A 17,431-nucleotide genomic window follows, 5' to 3' on the forward strand; every position below is an offset into this window, starting at 1 on the left:
AAGGATTTTAAATTCCCTCTCATCCCCCTTATGAAGCAGTGCTTCCCATCTCCTGAAAGGAGAGAGAATAAAAGCTTTACTTCTTTTTGCGCTTGGCACGTTTCTTGGCTTGTTCAGCCGCAACTGCATCAAGTGCTTCTTTGAGTTCTTCATCGGTAAAGGCGGTGATGTGATGCAGCATCTGTAATTTCACTTCATCCAGTACCAGATCTGCATATTGCGCTACGTTGGTCAGCTGCTCATCAAAAACAATGGCATTGTCGTCATTGGTACACAGATAACCTTTTTGGGTTAAGACTTTAATAAAGCTCTGAAACAGGGCTTTGTCGAAGAATTCAGGCGAATTGAATTCGTATAGAACTGATAAACGCTGACCAACCAGATAGCTCAATTCTTCAACCTGACGGGTCGAAATATTGCCTGAACCACGTTGGGTAATCAGTGCCAAAGTCATGTAATAACGTTCCAGACTTTGAGTCACTGGTGCAGCCAGAACTTCGAGCTGATGATGGACTTCAGTATTGGGTGCCGGAGCAAGCAGATTTTCACCATCTTGCGTGATCAGTTTGGCAGAAATCAAGTTATCAATATGCGCATTGACTTGATCCTGAATCTCATCTTCACGCCATTTTAAAAACAGCTCTGCTTTTAGGAATGGGTACAGGGTGCTGCTGATGTTGACGACATCATCACGGCGAATCGTTCCATTGTGTTCAGCCAGTGCTGCAATCAATGACGGAAGCACAAAGGAATGCACGATATTGTTACGGAAATAAGTCAGCAAAACTGCCTGATTATCTTCAATGGCAATGATATCGCCCAGCACATGTTTTACCCGCTTGATCAGTTTCAGCTTCATTGCATAGGCAATAATTTCTTTGCCTGAAAGCGGGGTAACTTCCATCCGCTCATCATAAGGTAATGCCGCCAGCAGGGTACGATAAGTATCAAGCTGCTTGATACAGATTTCTTCATCCAGCGTATGTTTCGGTGTCGCCAACAGGATCAACGATAATAGCGATACCGGATTGATCACCACTGCACGGTTGATATTTTCCAGAATCGCTTGCGCAGAGCTGTTTACTGCATCAGAAACTGCTTGTGGAATTGGATCATCGTTCTTTTCAATTTTAATATTTTCTGCGCCATGCTGTTTCAGGATGTCATCCAGAAATACCGGCTCACCAAAATTCAGATGCACTTTACCGAAAATGCGTTCAATTTTGCGCAGGGTTTTGACAATACCAAAAATAGATTCGGCTTCTTTCGGCTTGCCGCTCATCTCACCGACATAAGTGCCGCCTTCCATCAGGCGTTCATAACCGATATAGGTCGGTACAAAGACAATTGGTTTGGCTTTGCCGCGTAAATGACCATGCACGGTCATCGCCAGCATCCCAGTTTTAGGTGGTAGCAAACGACCAGTACGTGAACGACCACCTTCGATAAAGTATTCCAGTGGGGTATTGCGTGATAGAACGCTATATAAATATTCTTTAAAGACTGTGGTATAGAGCGCATTGCCACGGAAAGTACGGCGGATAAAGAAGGCACCGCCACCACGTAAAATCTGACCCACAAAAGGCATGTTCAGGTTATCGCCCGCAGCGATATACGGCACCATCAAGCCACGACGATAGATCACATAAGACAATAATAAATAGTCGATGTGGCTACGGTGACATGGGGTATAGACAATCTCGTAATCCTTGGCCAGTTCCCGCACGGTACTGAAGTTATGCACTTCTACGCCGTCATACAGTTGCGTCCATAAGCGGGTCAGGGCTTTGTCGGCAAAACGTACAGTCGAGTGAGAATAATCGGAAACGATTTCGTTCAGATAGCCAATGGCACGACGTTCGGATTCCAGCATCGAAATTTTACTACGAATGCTGTCATTGCGAATAGCTGCCTGTACATCTGGGGATTTGATCAGGCCATGCATGACATTGCGACGGTCAGACAGATCCGGCCCGAGAATCACTTCGCGCTGACCATCCAGATAGTCATTTAAAGTGCTGACAATATAAGTCGCCGGCGCTGAATTTGGATGCGTTTCTTTGGCATAGTCAATCATGGCACGTAACGACTGTGGCTCATGAAACTCTAAATAAGACTGACGACCATGCAGGCCGATATTGACCAGTTGCTTGACCCGGCTTGGCGTAGACCAGGTATCGGTAAATAGCAGTTTGAACCAGGAATCTTCTTTTTCAGGTTCACGTCCCCAAAGCACCGTGACTGGTACCAGTTCGATATCCAGCTCAGGATGTTGTTCCAGGATTTCAATCAGGCGTAACAGGCGCGGCGGAAACGCATGCGGCGGTGAGCTGAGCAGGTTATTTTCATCATGATGCTGTAAAAACAGCAGCGAAGCTTTTTCCTTACTATTGCCCAGTTGCATTGGATCGAGCGCAGCTGGCAACTTTAAACGGCGGGTTTCTGCATCGACGACCAACGCATTACTACGCGAATGGTTCTGTAAAACGTAACAGACCAGCTTTCGCGATTCTGCCGCGGTCTGATCAGGTTCAGGTGCTGTCACTTCACTTGGTACTTCCCCAAGAACATGAGGGGTAACCACAAGATCAAGTAGCTTACTTGAAAGCTTGCGATACATTTGACCAAAGCCATTCTTGGACATAGCTGCTCCTAATTTTACTGACCAAAACCACAGGACTTCTGAGGGGATTTATTTTTGCGGGTTTCCAAAGCGAAACCATATATCTTTTTTTAACAACTTCAACAGAAGTGCTCTAATTTTAGCGTGAAAGCAGATGCTTTTCCTAGTCACTTATGACATCAGTATGACAGAACAGTCATGCAATCTTTAGAGTTTCGGTCTGATTTTGTGGCAGAATATTCCAGATTAATTATTTAGATCTGTTTTTCCATTTTTGGGATATCTCCAATATTACGTAGGTTGCTTATGAATGCCTTAACACAGGAACTGGTCGAGCTGCTCAGCTTGGAAAAGTTAGAAGAAAACATTTTTCGGGGAATCAGCCGTAATCTGGTGGGCAAGCGCGTGTTTGGTGGGCAGGTTTTAGGGCAGGCACTCCGCGCTGCGTCTTATACCACAGACCGTCCGGCACACTCGTTACATGCCTATTTTCTGTTTGGTGGAGATGTCAATGCACCGATTATTTATGAAGTGGATCGTATCCGTGACGGCAAGAGCTTTGTCAGCCGTCAAGTACGTGCGATTCAGCATGGTCGCACTATTTTTATGTGTATGGTGTCTTTTGCACATCAGGAAGAAGGTCTCAATTACCAGATTTCAGAGCCGGAATATCCGCCAGCAGAAAGCCTGAAAAATGAAGCAGAACTGATCAAACAAATGATTGAGTTTATTCCGGAAAATGTCCGTGCGTCCTTCACCCGTGATCGTCATGTCGAGATCCGCCCGATCAATCCGCAAAACCCCTTTCAGCCTCAGCCGGAAGCGCCGTCTTATGCGCACTATATCCGCACGCATGACCGAATTGCTGTAGAAGTGGATCAGATTTCTTTGCATCAGGCGATTGCCGCTTTCTATTCAGACTTTACCTTGATGACCACGGCACTGCGTCCACATGGTCTGAGTTATATTTCGCCAAGCCTGCAATGTGCCAGTATTGACCATGCCATGTACTTCCATAAGCCATTTCGTGCCGATGAATGGATGCTATATGACATGGATGCCACCCAGAGCGCCAGCTCACGCGGTCTGAATTTTGGACGGATGTGGCAGAATGGCGAACTGGTCTGTAGTACCACGCAGGAAGGGCTGATCCGCTTACGTGAAATCGAAACCCAATAATTTTTATATTTTTTGCTCAAAAAGCCGAATCCCAGATTCGGTTTTTTTGTTTTTAATCCGCAGAACAATCATTATTTGAGATCTTGTTCTAGGCACGCGTTTATAAAATATTACTCGATTCTGTAGAATCGGCATGGCATAGTGCCGCTTAAGATCTATATTAAAATGCATGAAAAGATGAGCTTAAATACGCAAATTTTAATTGCCGCCGTATTGGGGGTGCTGTTTGGATTTTTACTCACAATATTTCCGCAGACCTCATTTTTTGATGTCAGTTTATACGGCATCGGCATCGTCAGCAGTGTTTTTATCGGCTTATTAAAAATGCTGTTGGTTCCGCTAATTTTTACGTCGATTGTGGTCGGGGTATCTAATCTACAGGCAGGCGGACAACTGAATCGCACCTGGAAAATCACCCTGATGTGCTGTGTGACCACAACGACTTTGGCACTCATTTTAGGTCTGGCCTGTGCACATCTGTTTGATGTCGGCAAGGGTGTCGATGTACTGATGTTCCAGGATGCCATGGCGCAGCATCAGACTCCGGACACCTTAACGCCATCTTCTTTCTTTACCAATTTTATCCAAAATACCCTGATCAATCCGTTTAAGGCATTTTCAGATGGCAATGTCCTGGCAGTGGTGGTCTTTGCCTTGTTTGTCGGTGTGGCACTGGTCGCAGGTGGAGATAAATTCCGTACCGTGCGCAAGTTGAGTCACCAGTTTTTTGAAATCATGATGTTGATGATTGGCTGGGTGATGAAACTGGCACCTTTCGGTATTTTTGCTTTATTGGCCAAGCTGATCGCGACTGAGGATATTTCGGTACTCAGTCGTCTGGCTGAATTTGCGGCCGTGGTCACCGGAACCACCATTTTCCATGGCATCGTGGTATTGCCTTTATTGCTGTGGATTTTTGGCAAGATGGATCCGATCACGTTCTTTAAAGGCACACGCGCTGCTTTAATTACCGCATTTGCCACCAGTTCCAGTTCGGCCACCATGCCACTGTCAATGAAATGTGCGCAGGAAAATCTGGGCGTACGTCCGCATACGGCAGGTTTTGTGATTCCACTGGGAACACAGCTGAATATGGATGGCACAGCACTCTATGAAGCAGCCGCCGCCTTGTTTATTGCCAATTTAATGGGGCTGGATCTGAGTCTGGGGCAACAGCTGGTGGTCTGTGCCACGGCAATGATTGCATCCTTAGGCGCACCTGGGATTCCAAGCGCTGGCATGGTCACCATGATTATGGTGTTGCAATCTGTGGGATTGCCTGCCGAGGCGATTGCGATTTTATTGCCGATCGACCGTTTACTGGATACGGTACGTACCGTGGTGAATGTGCAGGGCGATATGATGATCAGTGTGGTGGTAGACCGGCATACCCGTGAACCTGAAGCGCCGGTTTAATCTTTATCTAAGTCCGGATTCCAGACAATTTCCCAGAGATGACCATTGGGATCCTGAAAATAACCAGCATATCCGCCATAAAAGGTGGTGTGTGCAGCTTTGATAATTTTAGCGCCCGCACGTTCAGCCAGTACCATGATCTGGTCAACCTCTAATGGACTATAGACATTATGTCCCAGCGCCATTTGGGTTGGGCAGATCGGGCTCAATTCAAGACCGGTATCTTGCTGAAGGCTGCGCTGCGGCCATAAGGCAAGCTTAAGACCGGATTGCAGTTGAATAAACGCCACCGCACCATATTCAAATTCCTGCCCCATAATTCCGTCGCTTTTAAAGCCTAAACCCTCACAATAAAATTGCAATGATTGCTCTATGTCCTGAACAGCCAGCGTAATCACAGAGATAGATGGTTTCATAATGGGTTCCTGATCTAAGGCTGATCAAGATTTATTCTAATATGAATCAGGATTTAATCACTAAGTAAACAATGCAGTCTTCATGTAAAAACAGGTAAATCTGATCAATCCGGCGCTGCTATCACTTGACCAGCTTGATATAGTGAAAATCACCTTAGAAAAAAACCTCCGTTATGCGGCATAACGGAGGTTTTTAATTTAAATCAATCAATCAAATATTTTGTCATTTGATTATTCAGCTGAGCGTTTATTCTGGTTTAGCTCATCTGCTGCTTTAAGTTCTGACTGATCCTGCTCAAGTAATTCAAGCGGTTCTTCAGCTTCATTTAAGTCATGCGGTGAAACCTCACCAATAGCAGTTGCATCAGCCCCAGAGTCGAGTTCAACTGGTTCATCGAATTGATTTAGATCATGAGCCGATACTTCCGGAATACTGTCCAAATCAAATTGAGTTGATTGATCTAAAGTGAAATTCAGACGGCCGCCCATGACGCTGGCCAGTTCTTCAAGTCCCTCTTTGTTCATGGAGGAGAACAATTGAATCGAGAAGTCCAGTTTCATTTTTTTCAATGCAGCTTTGACTTCCTGAAGCGCTTTAGAGGCAGGGCCACGATTCAGCTTATCTGATTTGGTTAAAAGAACATGCACAAACAAATGACGTGAATAAGCCCATTCCAGCATCATCACATCAAAGTGTTGTAGCGGATGACGAATATCCATCAACAGCACCAAGCCCTGTAAGCTTTTGCGATGAATCAGATAATTTTCCAGTTCTTTTTGCCAAACAATTTTCATCGCCTCTGGTACGGCAGCATAGCCATAGCCTGGTAAATCGACCAGACGCTGATCTGGATTACCCAAGCTAAAAAAGTTAATCATCTGGGTGCGGCCGGGTCTTTTTGATGCACGTGCCAACTGTTTCTGGTTGGTCAGGGCATTAATCGCACTGGATTTACCGGCATTGGAGCGACCGGCAAAAGCAATTTCATAGCCTGTATCTTCTACACAAAGACTGAGTTTTGGTGCACTCATTAAAAATTCGGCTTTGCGTAGCCAGTTGAGTGAGCGCACAGAATATTCAGTAATAGCAGAATCAACTTTTTTCTCGTAGCTGATCTTTTGCTTGGGTGCATGGGCTGTCTTACTGTTTTTGGATTTTCCTCTGCTGTGGTGCATAACTCAACTTCAATAAATGATCTACAAAGAAACATTATAAAGGAAGTCGCACAGGCAAGCGAACTTTGCTTTGCAATGCTATTGCAACTTAATCCATCAGGTTAATTAAACCGATTGGAGAAACAGTACTAAAATGAGATTGGTTAGATGGGGTGAGCACATTGGCTAGCGTATATTGGTTCAGGCTTTGGTAAAACTGTTCCAGCGCATGGTCGAGAATACCTTTTAAGCCACAATTGCTACGCAGTACGCAGGGTGGGGTATTACATTCGACAATCACATGATTTTCACCCTGCAAGCTACGCACGATCTCACCGAGTTTTAGATTTAGTGTAGTAGGATTTAAGCGGATGCCGCCGCCTTTACCGCGTGTGGCAATAATCCAGTCTTGTTTCGACATGAAATGCACAATCTTCATTAAATGATTTTGTGACACATACAAATCTTGCGCAATTTCCGCAATCGTATACGGCGTATCTCGCGGCTGGGAGATGTACATTAAAATACGCAAAGCATAGTCGGTAAATTTGTTTAATTGCATGATCGCACTAATATCTTTAAGAATTAAATAGATAAGGGCTAGTCTAGCATAACCAGACTAGCCCCACCTATTCAGCTTGAAGCGAGGGCTTAGTGGTGAACCCCACCTGTACCAAATGCTTCACTATGAATATTTTCAGCAGGAATACCGCGGGCAACGAGTGCTTTTTGCTGTTCTGCCATAAATGGCATTGGGCCGCAAAGGTAGTAATCGGCATTGACTGGTAACAGCGCTGCATCAACTGTACTCAGATCCAGACGACCTGCTACATCATAATCCTCACCCAGTTTGTCAGCTTGATGTGGAAATTCATAAGCAGTAAGGGTGCTTAAGCGCGGATATTTTGCTTTCAGGTTATGAATATGCTGGTGCATCGCATGAACCTGTTTGCTACGGCAAGCATGGATAAAGGTCACAGGTTGTGGCATATCCAGAGTCACCAGCTGGTTCAGCATCGCGATCATTGGTGTCAGGCCAACACCACCACTGATAAACACATTACGTTTAGCTGGATCGATCAGGTAGAAGTTACCTGTTGGTGCAGATACTTCAATTTCTGAACCTTCCGGCAAACCATGTAGAGTGTTAGACACCCAACCTGCAACTTGATCTGCGCCATTGCCCGGTTCACGTTTAACTGAAATACGCAAATAGTCTGCTTGAGGGCTGGTTGAAAGCGTATATTGACGCGGCTGTTTTAAGCCGAGTTCTTCTACGAATACACGAACTGAAATATATTGCCCCGCTTCATATTTCGGTAAATCGCCACCATCTACCGGTTGTAGATAGATTGAAGTAATCTCGTCACTTTCTACTACTTTTCGGGCAATTTTGAAATTGCGCCAGCCTAACCAGCTACCTTTGGTTTGCTGATGCTGCTCATAGATCGTTTTTTCAGTGCTGATGAACAAGTCAGCCAATTGACCATAAGCTGTAGCCCAAGCATCAATTAATGGATCTTCCATCGGGATGCTTAATACTTCACTAATAGAATGCAGCAGGTTTTCACCCACAATATTATAGTCTGGCGCTTGAATGTTTAAGCTCACGTGTTTATGCGCGATCAGCTCAACCACAGGTAAAAGTACAGATGGGTCTTCAATATTTTCGGCATAGGCCAATACAGCGCCGGCAAGAGCTTGCGCCTGTGCACCACTGCGTTGGTGACCCATATTAAACGTTTCTTTAAGGGCAGGGTTGTTGCCTAACATGCGGTTATAAAAATAGCCCGTGAGTGCCACACCATTTTCGCGGAGTACAGGCACTGTTGCTTTTACAAGGTCAATTTGCTGCGGAGTCATGTTTGATCTCTCATGGCTGTTTATTTATAAGATGTATTTAAAATACATCTTAAAGTATGCCTTGTAAATAGATCTTTTAATAAAGCCATAAAAAATTATGGGATATCTGAATATCCCATAATTTTAAAAATCTTGATAGGAATAAATCGTGCTATTTTCACTGAAAAAGCAGTCATGAAACTCGCGGACAATTCTCCCCGGTATCATCTCCGAGCCTGCGTGCGCAGTTTGATAAATCGATCAGTATCTTTTATGAACTTTTTAGGTTGCCTAAGTCGCGTGTTCTAATTCCTTTTGTTACTCACCGGTTAGAGGTCACTGTTCCTTGGCTTGCTGTTTTGCAAATTCTGCTTGTTTGGCATTTTTTTGAGGTTCAGCCACTTGGGTTTTTGCAGCATTTCAAAAGCACTATTCCGATCGACACTCTGTTCATAAATAAGAGTGACTGTTTTTTTAGTTTCAGTTAAACCGACAAGCAGACCATGCCGACTGGCAAGCTGTGAACGTAAGACAATGTCTTGCATGGTATTTGTGGTTTTTTAGCAATACCAAGTGGTGCTCACATAACTTTTCCTATTGTTTATCATTTATTTTTAGGCTTTTTCATGTGTTCTAGGGCGTACTGGATATCTTGAATCAAATCTTGCGGATGTTCCAGGCCGATACAGAAACGAACCAGAAAGCCATCTTTTAAATGTGAATGTTTCAGTACACGCATGTCTTTTAAGTTATAGAGCATGACCAGGCTGACAGGGCCACCCCAGCTAAATCCAAGTTTAAATAAGGTTAAAGCATCGCAGAAATGACGAATATCTTCGAAACTAAACTTGGCATCAAAAATAACACTCACAAGTCCTGCACTATGACCCTCGGAGCAAATATCTTTCCAGTATTGATGTCCAGCGCAATCTGGATCGGCTGGATGTAAAACTTGAACAAGCTCAGTTTGCTGTTTGAGCCACTTCATTAAAGTCAGTGCGCTTTCGGACTGATGCTGATAACGCAGTTGCATCGAAGCCAGACTGCGTTGTACCTGCGCCACATCATCACCAGAAACACTAATGCCCTGAATGGCATGGGTACGGAACAGTTTGTGATGCAGGGTTTTATCTCGTGTAACAACTGAGCCCATCAAGATGTCGCCACCACCGCTTGGATATTTGGTCAGGGCATGAACCGTGATATCGACACTTAAATGCTCTTCGCCAAAATCAAAAGCATTAAAAGCCAGACCTGCGCCCCAGGTATTATCCAGCGCCGTCAAAATATGATGTGCCTGGGCTTTTTTGATTAAACCGACCAGATCTGGAAACTCCAGTGTGACTGAACCGGCCGCTTCCAGCCAAAGCAGTTTTGCTTTTTCACTTGGTGTAAAGGTTTCGACCTCAAGCGGGTTATACACTTTGACCGCAATGCCATAACGCGTTTCCAGATTGCGCAGATGTTCCATGTTTGGGCCATAGATGTTATCGGCAACCCAGACTTCATCACCTTGGCTCAAGAAACAAGAATTCACCAGGTTAATGGCGGATAAACCGCTCGGCGCAAGTAGGCAGTATTCACCCCCTTCAATTTGCGCGATGTTATCGCCTAAGGTGAATGTCGTGGGTGTGCCGTGGGTGCCGTAGCTATAGTCATAAGCATCGGTCCAGTGGCGATTAAATAGCGCATCAGTATTCTCAAAAATAATGGTCGATGCACGAAACAGGGGAGGTTGAACCGTAGAAATGGATTGAGGGGCTTTTCGTGGTGCATGAATCAGGGTGGTTTGAGCGTTTTTTTTCACGTGAATGCCCTTAAATGTAATCAAATATTACCTTAGCTTAAGAGAATCTGTGACTCACTGCCAGTTCGGTTGTGAATTGTTAAAAAAATTGGTCCTTGAAAAAAGTTGGCTTCATTTTTGCAAAACCTAAAACTATCTAGCTAAAAAATAGGTTGAGGAGCATGAAGTCGCATTTAAAAGTGCATTATTTTCAGCATATTGCTGGTGAAGGCTATGGTAGTTGTCATGAGTTTTTAAAGCAGTATCAGGCGTACATTAGTGCGACTGAGTTTTTTGCTTTACCGTTGGATCGTCCTTTAGAGATTGAGGCTTTGCCAAGGGTTGAGGACGTCGATTTACTGATCATCATTGGCGGAACCATGAGTGTCAATGATGAGGCGAATTTCCCCTGGTTAAAGATAGAGAAACGCTGGTTGCGTCGTTATCTGTCACATGGCAAACCGGCAATCGGTTTATGCCTGGGTGGACAATTGATTGCCAATGCATTGGGGGCGGGCGTCAGTCGTAATCCTGAGCAGGAATTGGGCTGGGCCACGGTACACAAGGTAGCCAATCTACCGCAAGAATGTTTTAGCTTACCCGAACAGTTCAATATTCTGCAATGGCATAGTGAAAGCTTTGAAATACCCAAAGGGGCAGTGCATCTGGCAGAAAACCAAGCCTGTCGTAATCAGATGTACCAGTTGGGTAAAAATGTGCTCGGTTTTCAGTTTCATCCAGAGAGTACTCCAGAAATCCTGTCTTTATTTTTGGAAGATGAGGAGCAGCTTGCACAATTTTCAGGAAAATATGTTCAGGATCTCTCTGAATTAAAAAAGACCCATAAAAATAAGTTTGTTGAAGGAAATCAGATATTAAATCGAGCTATAGAATATGTCTTGGCGAAAACTGCCCCGCATTCAGAAAATAAACTCTTGTTTTAGGGGGTAAATTGAAAACTTGGATAAAACCATAAAAGGGATTTGCTTATGCATTAAACAATGGCTATAATAAGCGACCCTTCGATAGGAAGGGGGTTAACTGCGAATAAAGTAGTTAACTATCGTTACAGTCGTGGCATCGATCACGACCTTAGTGATATTTCACTGCTCTTGACACTTACCCGTATTAAAGTGGGGTGAGATGCGTCAGGAGTGATTCTTTATATATTTGGCTTGGAGTTTACTGGTATGTCTAACCAGAGAATTCGTATCCGTCTTAAGTCTTTTGATCATCGCCTGATTGATCAATCTGCTCAAGAAATCGTAGAAACCGCAAAACGTACTGGCGCACAGGTGTGTGGTCCAATTCCAATGCCAACACGCATTGAACGTTTTAACGTTTTAACATCACCACACGTAAACAAAGACGCGCGTGACCAGTACGAAATTCGTACTTACAAGCGTTTGATCGACATCGTTCAACCTACAGACAAAACTGTAGATGCATTGATGAAGTTAGATCTTGCAGCTGGTGTTGATGTTCAGATCGCATTGGGTTAAGGCTTTCGGGTTAATTAACACTCTAAGTTAATTAGGCCGCTTTTTTAGAGGTTTATGCACATGGCTATTGGTTTAGTCGGTCGCAAGTGCGGTATGACACGTATCTTTACAGATGCTGGTGTTTCTGTGCCTGTTACAGTGATTGAGGTTGATCCTAACCGCATCACTCAAATCAAAACGCTTGAAACTGATGGTTATCAAGCGATTCAAATCACTACTGGTGAACGTCGCGAATCTCGCGTAACTAACGCTCAGAAAGGCCACTTCGCGAAAGCAGGTGTTGCAGCTGGTCGTCTAGTTCAAGAATTTCGCGCTACAGAAGCTGATCTTGAAGGTCGTGAAGTTGGTGGTACGCTTACCGTTGAATTGTTCCAGGTTGGTCAAGTTGTTGACGTAACTGGTCAATCTAAAGGTAAAGGTTTCCAAGGTGGTGTTAAGCGTTGGAACTTCCGTACGCAAGATGCAACTCACGGTAACTCGCTTTCTCACCGTGTTTTAGGTTCTACTGGTCAAAACCAGACTCCTGGTCGCGTATTCAAAGGCAAAAAAATGGCTGGCCATTTAGGTGCTGAACGCGTAACTACACAGGGTCTTGAGATCGTTGCTATCGACACAGAACGTTCAGTTCTTGTTGTTAAAGGCGCGGTTCCTGGTGCTACTGGTGGCGACGTAATCGTTCGTCCTACGATCAAGGCCTGAGGGGAAATAACGTGAATTTAAATACTGTTTCCGGCTCTGCTGTTGAATTATCAGAAGTTGCGTTCGGTCGTGAATTTAATGAAGCTCTTGTTCACCAAGTGGTTACAGCTTATTTAGCTGGTGGCCGTCAAGGTTCAAAAGCTCAGAAATCACGTGCAGACGTTTCTGGCGGTGGCCGCAAGCCATTCCGTCAAAAAGGTACTGGCCGTGCTCGTGCTGGTTCTATTCGTAGCCCAATCTGGGTTGGCGGTGGTAAAACTTTTGCTGCTCGTCCACAAGACTGGTCTCAAAAAGTAAACCGTAAAATGTACCGCGGTGCTATGCAATGCATCATGGCTGAACTTGTTCGTCAAGATCGCCTAATTTTAGTTGATGAGTTTGCTGTTGCAGCTCCAAAAACTAAAGAATTGCTTGCAAAGCTTAACGACTTGAATGCAACTCGTGCATTGATCGTTACCGATGCTGTTGATGAGAACTTGTATCTTGCTGCACGCAATATTCCACACGTAGATGTGGTTGATGCTGCTGCAATCGATCCGGTTAGCTTGATTGCGTTCGACAAAGTTGTTATGTCTGTAGCTGCTGCTAAGAAAATTGAGGTAGAACTCGGATGAACAACGAACGTATCTATCAAGTCCTGCAAGGACCTGTATTCTCAGAAAAAGCACAAGTTTTAGGTGAAACTGCTGGTGTTCAAGTGTTTAAAGTTGCTATCAATGCAAACAAGCTTGAAATCAAAAAAGCAGTGGAACAACTCTTTGGTGTAGAAGTTGTTAAAGTTAACACGACTATCACTAAAGGTAAGTCTAAACGCTTTGGTAAAACATTAGGACGTCGTTCTGATGTTAAAAAAGCATACGTCACCCTGAAAGCTGGCCAAGATGTTGAAATGGCTGACTTGGGCGATACCGCTGAAAGCACAGCGGAATAAGGACGAGAATTATGCCTATTCAAAAATGTAAGCCAACGTCTCCAGGACGTCGCTTTGTAGAGAAAGTGGTTCATGATCACCTTCACAAAGGCGCACCGTACTCTCCGTTGGTTGAAGCTAAAAAACGTACTGGCGGCCGTAACAACAACGGTCACATCACGACTCGTCACGTTGGTGGCGGTCATAAGCAGCACTACCGTCTAGTTGACTTTAAACGTAACAAAGATGGTATTCCTGCAACTGTAGAGCGTATCGAATACGATCCTAACCGTACTGCACACATTGCACTTGTATTGTATGCTGATGGTGAACGTCGTTATATCATCGCTCCTAAAGGCCTTCGCGCTGGCGATAAAGTACAGTCTGGTAACGATGCTCCAATTCGTCCAGGTAACTGCTTGCCGCTTCGCAACATGCCAATCGGTTCTACTCTTCACAACATCGAACTTAAAATCGGTAAAGGCGCGCAGATTGCTCGTTCAGCTGGTACTTCAGTTCAGCTGTTGGGTCGTGACGGTTCTTACGCTATCGTTCGTCTACGTTCAGGCGAGATGCGTAAAATTCACGTTGAATGTCGCGCTGTGTTAGGTGAAGTATCTAACTCGGAAAGCAACCTTCGTTCGCTTGGTAAAGCTGGTGCATCGCGCTGGCGTGGTGTTCGTCCTACCGTTCGTGGTATGGCAATGAACCCGGTTGACCATCCGCACGGTGGTGGTGAAGGGCGTAACAAAGGTATTCAACCTGTAAGCCCATGGGGTCAAAAAGCTAAAGGGTACAAGACACGTACCAATAAGCGTACGACTAAGATGATCATTCGCGACCGTCGCGTTAAGTAACAAGTAAAGGAATCTGACAATGCCTCGTTCTCTGAAAAAAGGCCCATTCGTCGATGCGCACTTGTTCGCTAAGGTTGAAGCGGCTATCGCGGCTAATAACCGTAAGCCGATCAAAACTTGGTCGCGTCGTTCGATGATCCTACCGGATTTTGTTGGTTTAACAATTTCTGTACACAATGGCCGTAACCACGTTCCTGTGATCGTTTCTGAACACATGGTTGGTCACAAGCTTGGTGAATTTGCACCAACTCGTACCTATCGCGGTCACGGTGTTGACAAGAAATCTAAACGTTAATGGGTGCTATGATGGAAGTAACTGCTAAATTACGCGGTGCCGCTATCTCGGCACAAAAAGCTCGTTTGGTTGCAGATCTTATCCGCGGCAAATCTGTTGCGCACGCGCTTAACATCCTTAACTTCAGCAACAAAAAAGCTGCAGTTCTAGTTAAGAAAGCGTTGGAATCTGCAATTGCAAACGCTGAACACAATAACAGTTTAGATGTAGACGACCTTAAAGTTTCTACGATCTACGTTGATGAAGGCATGAGCCTGAAACGTATTATGCCACGTGCTAAAGGCCGTGCAGATCGTATTACTAAGCGTACTTGTCACATCACCGTTAAGGTAGGGGTTTGATATGGGTCAGAAGGTTCATCCAATCGGTATCCGCCTAGGTGTTGTGAAACGTCATAACGCTAACTGGTATGCGAATCCGAAACAATACGCTGAATACTTGCTTAAAGATCTTCAAGTTCGTGAGTTTTTAATCAAAAAACTTAAAAACGCGATGATCAGCAACATTCTTATCGAACGTCCTACAGGCGCTGCTAAAGTAACTATTAGCACTGCGCGTCCTGGTATCGTAATCGGTAAAAAAGGCGAAGATATTGAGAAACTACAACGCGAATTAACATCTATCATGGGTGTTCCTGCGCAAGTAAGTATCAATGAAATTGATCGTCCAGACTTAGACGCGCGTCTAGTTGCTGAAGCAATCGCTTCTCAATTGGAAAAACGTGTAATGTTCCGTCGTGCTATGAAGCGTGCGGTACAAAACACAATGCGTGCTGGTGCTAAAGGTATCAAAGTAGAAGTTTCAGGCCGTTTAGGTGGTGCTGAGATTGCTCGTACTGAGTGGTATCGTGAAGGTCGTGTACCTCTACATACGCTTCGTGCAGATATCGACTATGCGACTATGCGTGCTGAGACTACTTACGGTACGATTGGTGTTAAAGTTTGGATCTTCCGTGGTGAGATCTTGGGCGGCATGAAACAAGTCATGAACCCAGCTCCAGCAGAAGAACGTCCAGCTAAACGCGGTCGTGGTCGTGGTGAAGGTCAAGAGCGTCGTGGTCGTCGCAATGATCGTTCTGCTGAAAAAGGAGAATAATCCATGTTGCAACCTAAGCGTACTAAATTCCGTAAAGTGCAGAAAGGCCGTAACACTGGTCTAGCACACCGCGGTAGCACAGTATCTTTCGGTACTATTGCACTTAAATCAGTTGAACGTGGTCAAATGACTGCGCGTCAAATTGAAGCAGCGCGTCGTACAATTAGCCGTCGTATTAAGCGTGGTGGTAAGATCTTTATCCGTGTATTCCCGGACAAACCGATTACTTCTAAGCCGCTTGAAGTGCGTATGGGTAAAGGTAAAGGTTCTGTGGAATATTGGGTTTGCCAAATCAAACCAGGTAAAGTCTTGTACGAAATTGATGGTGTTAACGAAGAATTGGCTCGCGAAGCGTTTACGCTTGCAGCAGCTAAGCTTCCGTTTAAAACCGCTATCGTGACTCGGACGGTAATGTAATGAAAACTAAAGATCTACGTGAAAAGTCGGTAGAAGAGTTGACAGCTTTGCTTGATGAGCAACAGCTTAACCAATTCCGTCTTCGTATGGCGAAAGCAACTGGTCAATTGGGTAAATCGCATGAAGTTGCACTTACTCGTCAGACGATTGCTCGTATTAAGACCCTCCTTACCGAAAAACAGGGGAACGGACAATGAGTGATAAAACAGTCCGCACGTTAACTGGCAAAGTTGTAAGCGACAAGATGGATAAATCTATCGTTGTTCTTATTGAACGCCAAGTTCAACACCCGTTGTATGGCAAATTAATCCGCCGTTCAACAAAATTACATGCTCATGATGAGAACAACACAGCGAAAGCTGGTGATGTTGTAACCATTAAAGAAAGCCGCCCAATTTCTAAAACTAAGTCTTGGACTCTAGTTGAAGTTGTTGAAGCAGCTGCTGAGTAATTAACGTTCTTGTTGCATCATCGGTCAATTTCGAGTACTCTTTGAGCCTTTCGAAATTTCGACCGGTGTTGCTCGGTTTTGGAGTAGGGCAATGATTCAGACCGAAACTATGCTCGACGTAGCAGACAACAGTGGTGCACGCCGCGTACAATGTATTAAAGTACTTGGTGGCTCGCATCGTCGTTATGCTTCTGTTGGCGACATTATTAAAGTTACTGTAAAAGAAGCAATTCCACGCGCACGTGTTAAAAAAGGTGACGTGATGAATGCAGTTGTGGTTCGTACAAAATTCGGTATCCGTCGTGCAGACGGTTCAGTGATTCGTTTCGACGATAACGCTGCTGTTATTTTGAACACCAACAAAGCGCCGATTGCAACTCGTATTTTCGGACCAGTGACTCGTGAACTTCGTACTGAACAGTTCATGAAAATTATTTCATTGGCTCCTGAAGTTCTATAAGAGGCGATCATGGCTAAGATTAAAAAAGGCGATCAAGTAATTGTGATCGCAGGTAAAGAAAAAGGCAAACAGGGTACTGTTCTGTCTGTTTCTAATGACCGTGTTAAGGTTGAAGGCCTTAACTTGGTGAAGAAGCACCAAAAGCCGAACCGTGCTACAGGCGCTGAAGGTAGCGTTGTAACTCAGGAAGCTTCGCTTCATATTTCAAACGTGGCAGTTTTTAATGCTACAACCCAAAAGGCTGACCGTGTTGGTTACCAAGTGATTGATGGCGTGAAAACTCGCGTATTCAAATCAAATGGTGAATCAGTGGCGGTAGCGAAGTAAT

Annotated in this window: 23 protein-coding genes; 16 read left to right on the forward strand and 7 right to left on the reverse strand. The window is 44.6% G+C overall.

Annotated features, from left to right (window positions below):
- Nucleotides 1-76: 76 nt before the first annotated feature.
- Nucleotides 77-2,644, reverse strand: coding sequence for a glycerol-3-phosphate 1-O-acyltransferase PlsB (plsB, locus tag FTU45_RS10035; protein ID WP_180076352.1), 2,568 nt, complete (start codon nt 2,642-2,644; stop codon nt 77-79).
- A gap of 285 nt (nt 2,645-2,929) precedes the next feature.
- Between plsB and FTU45_RS10040 the strand changes: the two genes are divergently transcribed.
- Together FTU45_RS10040 and FTU45_RS10045 are read left to right on the forward strand one after the other, a co-directional pair.
- On the forward strand, nt 2,930-3,802 hold the full coding sequence (locus tag FTU45_RS10040) for an acyl-CoA thioesterase II (protein WP_180076353.1): 873 nt from the start codon (nt 2,930-2,932) through the stop codon (nt 3,800-3,802).
- Nucleotides 3,803-3,979: 177 nt separating this feature from the next.
- A complete protein-coding gene (locus FTU45_RS10045) occupies nt 3,980-5,218 on the forward strand; it encodes a dicarboxylate/amino acid:cation symporter (RefSeq protein WP_034608350.1) in 1,239 nt (412 codons plus the stop codon).
- Here FTU45_RS10045 and FTU45_RS10050 read toward each other — a convergent pair.
- The 6 genes from FTU45_RS10050 to FTU45_RS10075 all read right to left on the reverse strand — a co-directional run bounded on the left by FTU45_RS10050 (nt 5,215) and on the right by FTU45_RS10075 (nt 10,438).
- A complete protein-coding gene (locus FTU45_RS10050; protein ID WP_005168733.1) occupies nt 5,215-5,634 on the reverse strand; it encodes a VOC family protein in 420 nt (139 codons plus the stop codon). The two genes, FTU45_RS10045 and FTU45_RS10050, sit on opposite strands and share 4 nt — an antisense overlap.
- A gap of 231 nt (nt 5,635-5,865) precedes the next feature.
- Complete coding sequence (yihA, locus tag FTU45_RS10055) at nt 5,866-6,810, reverse strand: ribosome biogenesis GTP-binding protein YihA/YsxC (protein WP_100355134.1); 945 nt, start codon at nt 6,808-6,810, stop codon at nt 5,866-5,868.
- 88 nt (nt 6,811-6,898) lie between these two features.
- A complete protein-coding gene (locus FTU45_RS10060) occupies nt 6,899-7,351 on the reverse strand; it encodes an Rrf2 family transcriptional regulator (protein ID WP_180076354.1) in 453 nt (150 codons plus the stop codon).
- Between the two features lie 89 nt (nt 7,352-7,440).
- Nucleotides 7,441-8,652, reverse strand: a complete 1,212-nt coding sequence (gene hmpA, locus FTU45_RS10065; RefSeq protein WP_159138631.1) for an NO-inducible flavohemoprotein — start codon at nt 8,650-8,652, stop codon at nt 7,441-7,443.
- Nucleotides 8,653-8,960: 308 nt separating this feature from the next.
- Nucleotides 8,961-9,176, reverse strand: a complete 216-nt coding sequence (locus FTU45_RS15580; RefSeq protein ID WP_180076351.1) for a hypothetical protein — start codon at nt 9,174-9,176, stop codon at nt 8,961-8,963.
- Nucleotides 9,177-9,235: 59 nt separating this feature from the next.
- Nucleotides 9,236-10,438, reverse strand: coding sequence for a PLP-dependent transferase (locus FTU45_RS10075; protein ID WP_180076355.1), 1,203 nt, complete (start codon nt 10,436-10,438; stop codon nt 9,236-9,238).
- 161 nt (nt 10,439-10,599) lie between these two features.
- Between FTU45_RS10075 and FTU45_RS10080 the strand changes: the two genes are divergently transcribed.
- From FTU45_RS10080 to rplX, 14 genes are all read left to right on the forward strand, one after another.
- Nucleotides 10,600-11,361, forward strand: a complete 762-nt coding sequence (locus FTU45_RS10080) for a type 1 glutamine amidotransferase (protein ID WP_180076356.1) — start codon at nt 10,600-10,602, stop codon at nt 11,359-11,361.
- Nucleotides 11,362-11,607: 246 nt separating this feature from the next.
- On the forward strand, nt 11,608-11,919 hold the full coding sequence (gene rpsJ, locus FTU45_RS10085; protein WP_000070912.1) for a 30S ribosomal protein S10: 312 nt from the start codon (nt 11,608-11,610) through the stop codon (nt 11,917-11,919).
- Nucleotides 11,920-11,979: 60 nt separating this feature from the next.
- A complete protein-coding gene (rplC, locus tag FTU45_RS10090) occupies nt 11,980-12,618 on the forward strand; it encodes a 50S ribosomal protein L3 (RefSeq protein ID WP_005094152.1) in 639 nt (212 codons plus the stop codon).
- A gap of 11 nt (nt 12,619-12,629) precedes the next feature.
- Nucleotides 12,630-13,232 (forward strand): 50S ribosomal protein L4, encoded by a 603-nt coding sequence (rplD, locus tag FTU45_RS10095; RefSeq protein ID WP_005094150.1) that lies wholly within the window; start codon nt 12,630-12,632, stop codon nt 13,230-13,232.
- A complete protein-coding gene (rplW, locus tag FTU45_RS10100) occupies nt 13,229-13,549 on the forward strand; it encodes a 50S ribosomal protein L23 (RefSeq protein WP_005094149.1) in 321 nt (106 codons plus the stop codon). Before rplD ends, rplW begins: the two co-directional genes overlap by 4 nt.
- A gap of 11 nt (nt 13,550-13,560) precedes the next feature.
- On the forward strand, nt 13,561-14,385 hold the full coding sequence (rplB, locus tag FTU45_RS10105) for a 50S ribosomal protein L2 (RefSeq protein ID WP_005094148.1): 825 nt from the start codon (nt 13,561-13,563) through the stop codon (nt 14,383-14,385).
- 19 nt (nt 14,386-14,404) lie between these two features.
- Nucleotides 14,405-14,680, forward strand: coding sequence for a 30S ribosomal protein S19 (gene rpsS / locus FTU45_RS10110; protein WP_004281508.1), 276 nt, complete (start codon nt 14,405-14,407; stop codon nt 14,678-14,680).
- 11 nt (nt 14,681-14,691) lie between these two features.
- The gene (gene rplV / locus FTU45_RS10115; protein ID WP_001982638.1) at nt 14,692-15,021 is read left to right on the forward strand and encodes a 50S ribosomal protein L22; all 330 of its coding nucleotides are present in this window, start codon (nt 14,692-14,694) and stop codon (nt 15,019-15,021) included.
- Nucleotide 15,022: 1 nt separating this feature from the next.
- The gene (gene rpsC, locus FTU45_RS10120; RefSeq protein ID WP_004281507.1) at nt 15,023-15,775 is read left to right on the forward strand and encodes a 30S ribosomal protein S3; all 753 of its coding nucleotides are present in this window, start codon (nt 15,023-15,025) and stop codon (nt 15,773-15,775) included.
- 3 nt (nt 15,776-15,778) lie between these two features.
- Nucleotides 15,779-16,192, forward strand: a complete 414-nt coding sequence (gene rplP / locus FTU45_RS10125) for a 50S ribosomal protein L16 (protein WP_004281506.1) — start codon at nt 15,779-15,781, stop codon at nt 16,190-16,192.
- On the forward strand, nt 16,192-16,389 hold the full coding sequence (gene rpmC, locus FTU45_RS10130; protein ID WP_004281505.1) for a 50S ribosomal protein L29: 198 nt from the start codon (nt 16,192-16,194) through the stop codon (nt 16,387-16,389). The genes rplP and rpmC overlap by 1 nt, the downstream gene beginning before the upstream one ends.
- Nucleotides 16,386-16,643 (forward strand): 30S ribosomal protein S17, encoded by a 258-nt coding sequence (gene rpsQ / locus FTU45_RS10135; protein ID WP_004281504.1) that lies wholly within the window; start codon nt 16,386-16,388, stop codon nt 16,641-16,643. The genes rpmC and rpsQ overlap by 4 nt, the downstream gene beginning before the upstream one ends.
- A 91-nt stretch (nt 16,644-16,734) precedes the next feature.
- Entirely contained in the window at nt 16,735-17,103 is a 369-nt protein-coding gene (gene rplN, locus FTU45_RS10140; protein ID WP_005094147.1) for a 50S ribosomal protein L14, read from the forward strand.
- Between the two features lie 9 nt (nt 17,104-17,112).
- A complete protein-coding gene (rplX, locus tag FTU45_RS10145) occupies nt 17,113-17,430 on the forward strand; it encodes a 50S ribosomal protein L24 (RefSeq protein ID WP_004281502.1) in 318 nt (105 codons plus the stop codon).
- Nucleotide 17,431: the final 1 nt, after the last annotated feature.

The organism is Acinetobacter sp. YH12106 (assembly GCF_013418995.1).
Taxonomy (GTDB): Bacteria; Pseudomonadota; Gammaproteobacteria; order Pseudomonadales; family Moraxellaceae; genus Acinetobacter; species Acinetobacter pseudolwoffii.

Coding starts and splice junctions, on each gene's coding strand:
- FTU45_RS10040 (WP_180076353.1), top strand. CDS start 2,930: ATGAATGCCTTAACACAGGAACTGGTCGAGCTGCTCAGCTTGGAAAAG.
- FTU45_RS10080 (WP_180076356.1), top strand. CDS start 10,600: ATGAAGTCGCATTTAAAAGTGCATTATTTTCAGCATATTGCTGGTGAA.
- FTU45_RS10060 (WP_180076354.1), bottom strand. CDS start 7,351: ATGCAATTAAACAAATTTACCGACTATGCTTTGCGTATTTTAATGTAC.
- rpsS (WP_004281508.1), top strand. CDS start 14,405: ATGCCTCGTTCTCTGAAAAAAGGCCCATTCGTCGATGCGCACTTGTTC.
- rpsC (WP_004281507.1), top strand. CDS start 15,023: ATGGGTCAGAAGGTTCATCCAATCGGTATCCGCCTAGGTGTTGTGAAA.
- rplN (WP_005094147.1), top strand. CDS start 16,735: ATGATTCAGACCGAAACTATGCTCGACGTAGCAGACAACAGTGGTGCA.
- FTU45_RS10050 (WP_005168733.1), bottom strand. CDS start 5,634: ATGAAACCATCTATCTCTGTGATTACGCTGGCTGTTCAGGACATAGAG.
- FTU45_RS10045 (WP_034608350.1), top strand. CDS start 3,980: ATGAGCTTAAATACGCAAATTTTAATTGCCGCCGTATTGGGGGTGCTG.
- FTU45_RS15580 (WP_180076351.1), bottom strand. CDS start 9,176: ATGCAAGACATTGTCTTACGTTCACAGCTTGCCAGTCGGCATGGTCTG.
- rpmC (WP_004281505.1), top strand. CDS start 16,192: ATGAAAACTAAAGATCTACGTGAAAAGTCGGTAGAAGAGTTGACAGCT.
- rplP (WP_004281506.1), top strand. CDS start 15,779: ATGTTGCAACCTAAGCGTACTAAATTCCGTAAAGTGCAGAAAGGCCGT.
- yihA (WP_100355134.1), bottom strand. CDS start 6,810: ATGCACCACAGCAGAGGAAAATCCAAAAACAGTAAGACAGCCCATGCA.
- plsB (WP_180076352.1), bottom strand. CDS start 2,644: ATGTCCAAGAATGGCTTTGGTCAAATGTATCGCAAGCTTTCAAGTAAG.
- hmpA (WP_159138631.1), bottom strand. CDS start 8,652: ATGACTCCGCAGCAAATTGACCTTGTAAAAGCAACAGTGCCTGTACTC.
- rpsQ (WP_004281504.1), top strand. CDS start 16,386: ATGAGTGATAAAACAGTCCGCACGTTAACTGGCAAAGTTGTAAGCGAC.
- rplB (WP_005094148.1), top strand. CDS start 13,561: ATGCCTATTCAAAAATGTAAGCCAACGTCTCCAGGACGTCGCTTTGTA.
- rplV (WP_001982638.1), top strand. CDS start 14,692: ATGGAAGTAACTGCTAAATTACGCGGTGCCGCTATCTCGGCACAAAAA.
- rplX (WP_004281502.1), top strand. CDS start 17,113: ATGGCTAAGATTAAAAAAGGCGATCAAGTAATTGTGATCGCAGGTAAA.
- rplC (WP_005094152.1), top strand. CDS start 11,980: ATGGCTATTGGTTTAGTCGGTCGCAAGTGCGGTATGACACGTATCTTT.
- rplW (WP_005094149.1), top strand. CDS start 13,229: ATGAACAACGAACGTATCTATCAAGTCCTGCAAGGACCTGTATTCTCA.
- rpsJ (WP_000070912.1), top strand. CDS start 11,608: ATGTCTAACCAGAGAATTCGTATCCGTCTTAAGTCTTTTGATCATCGC.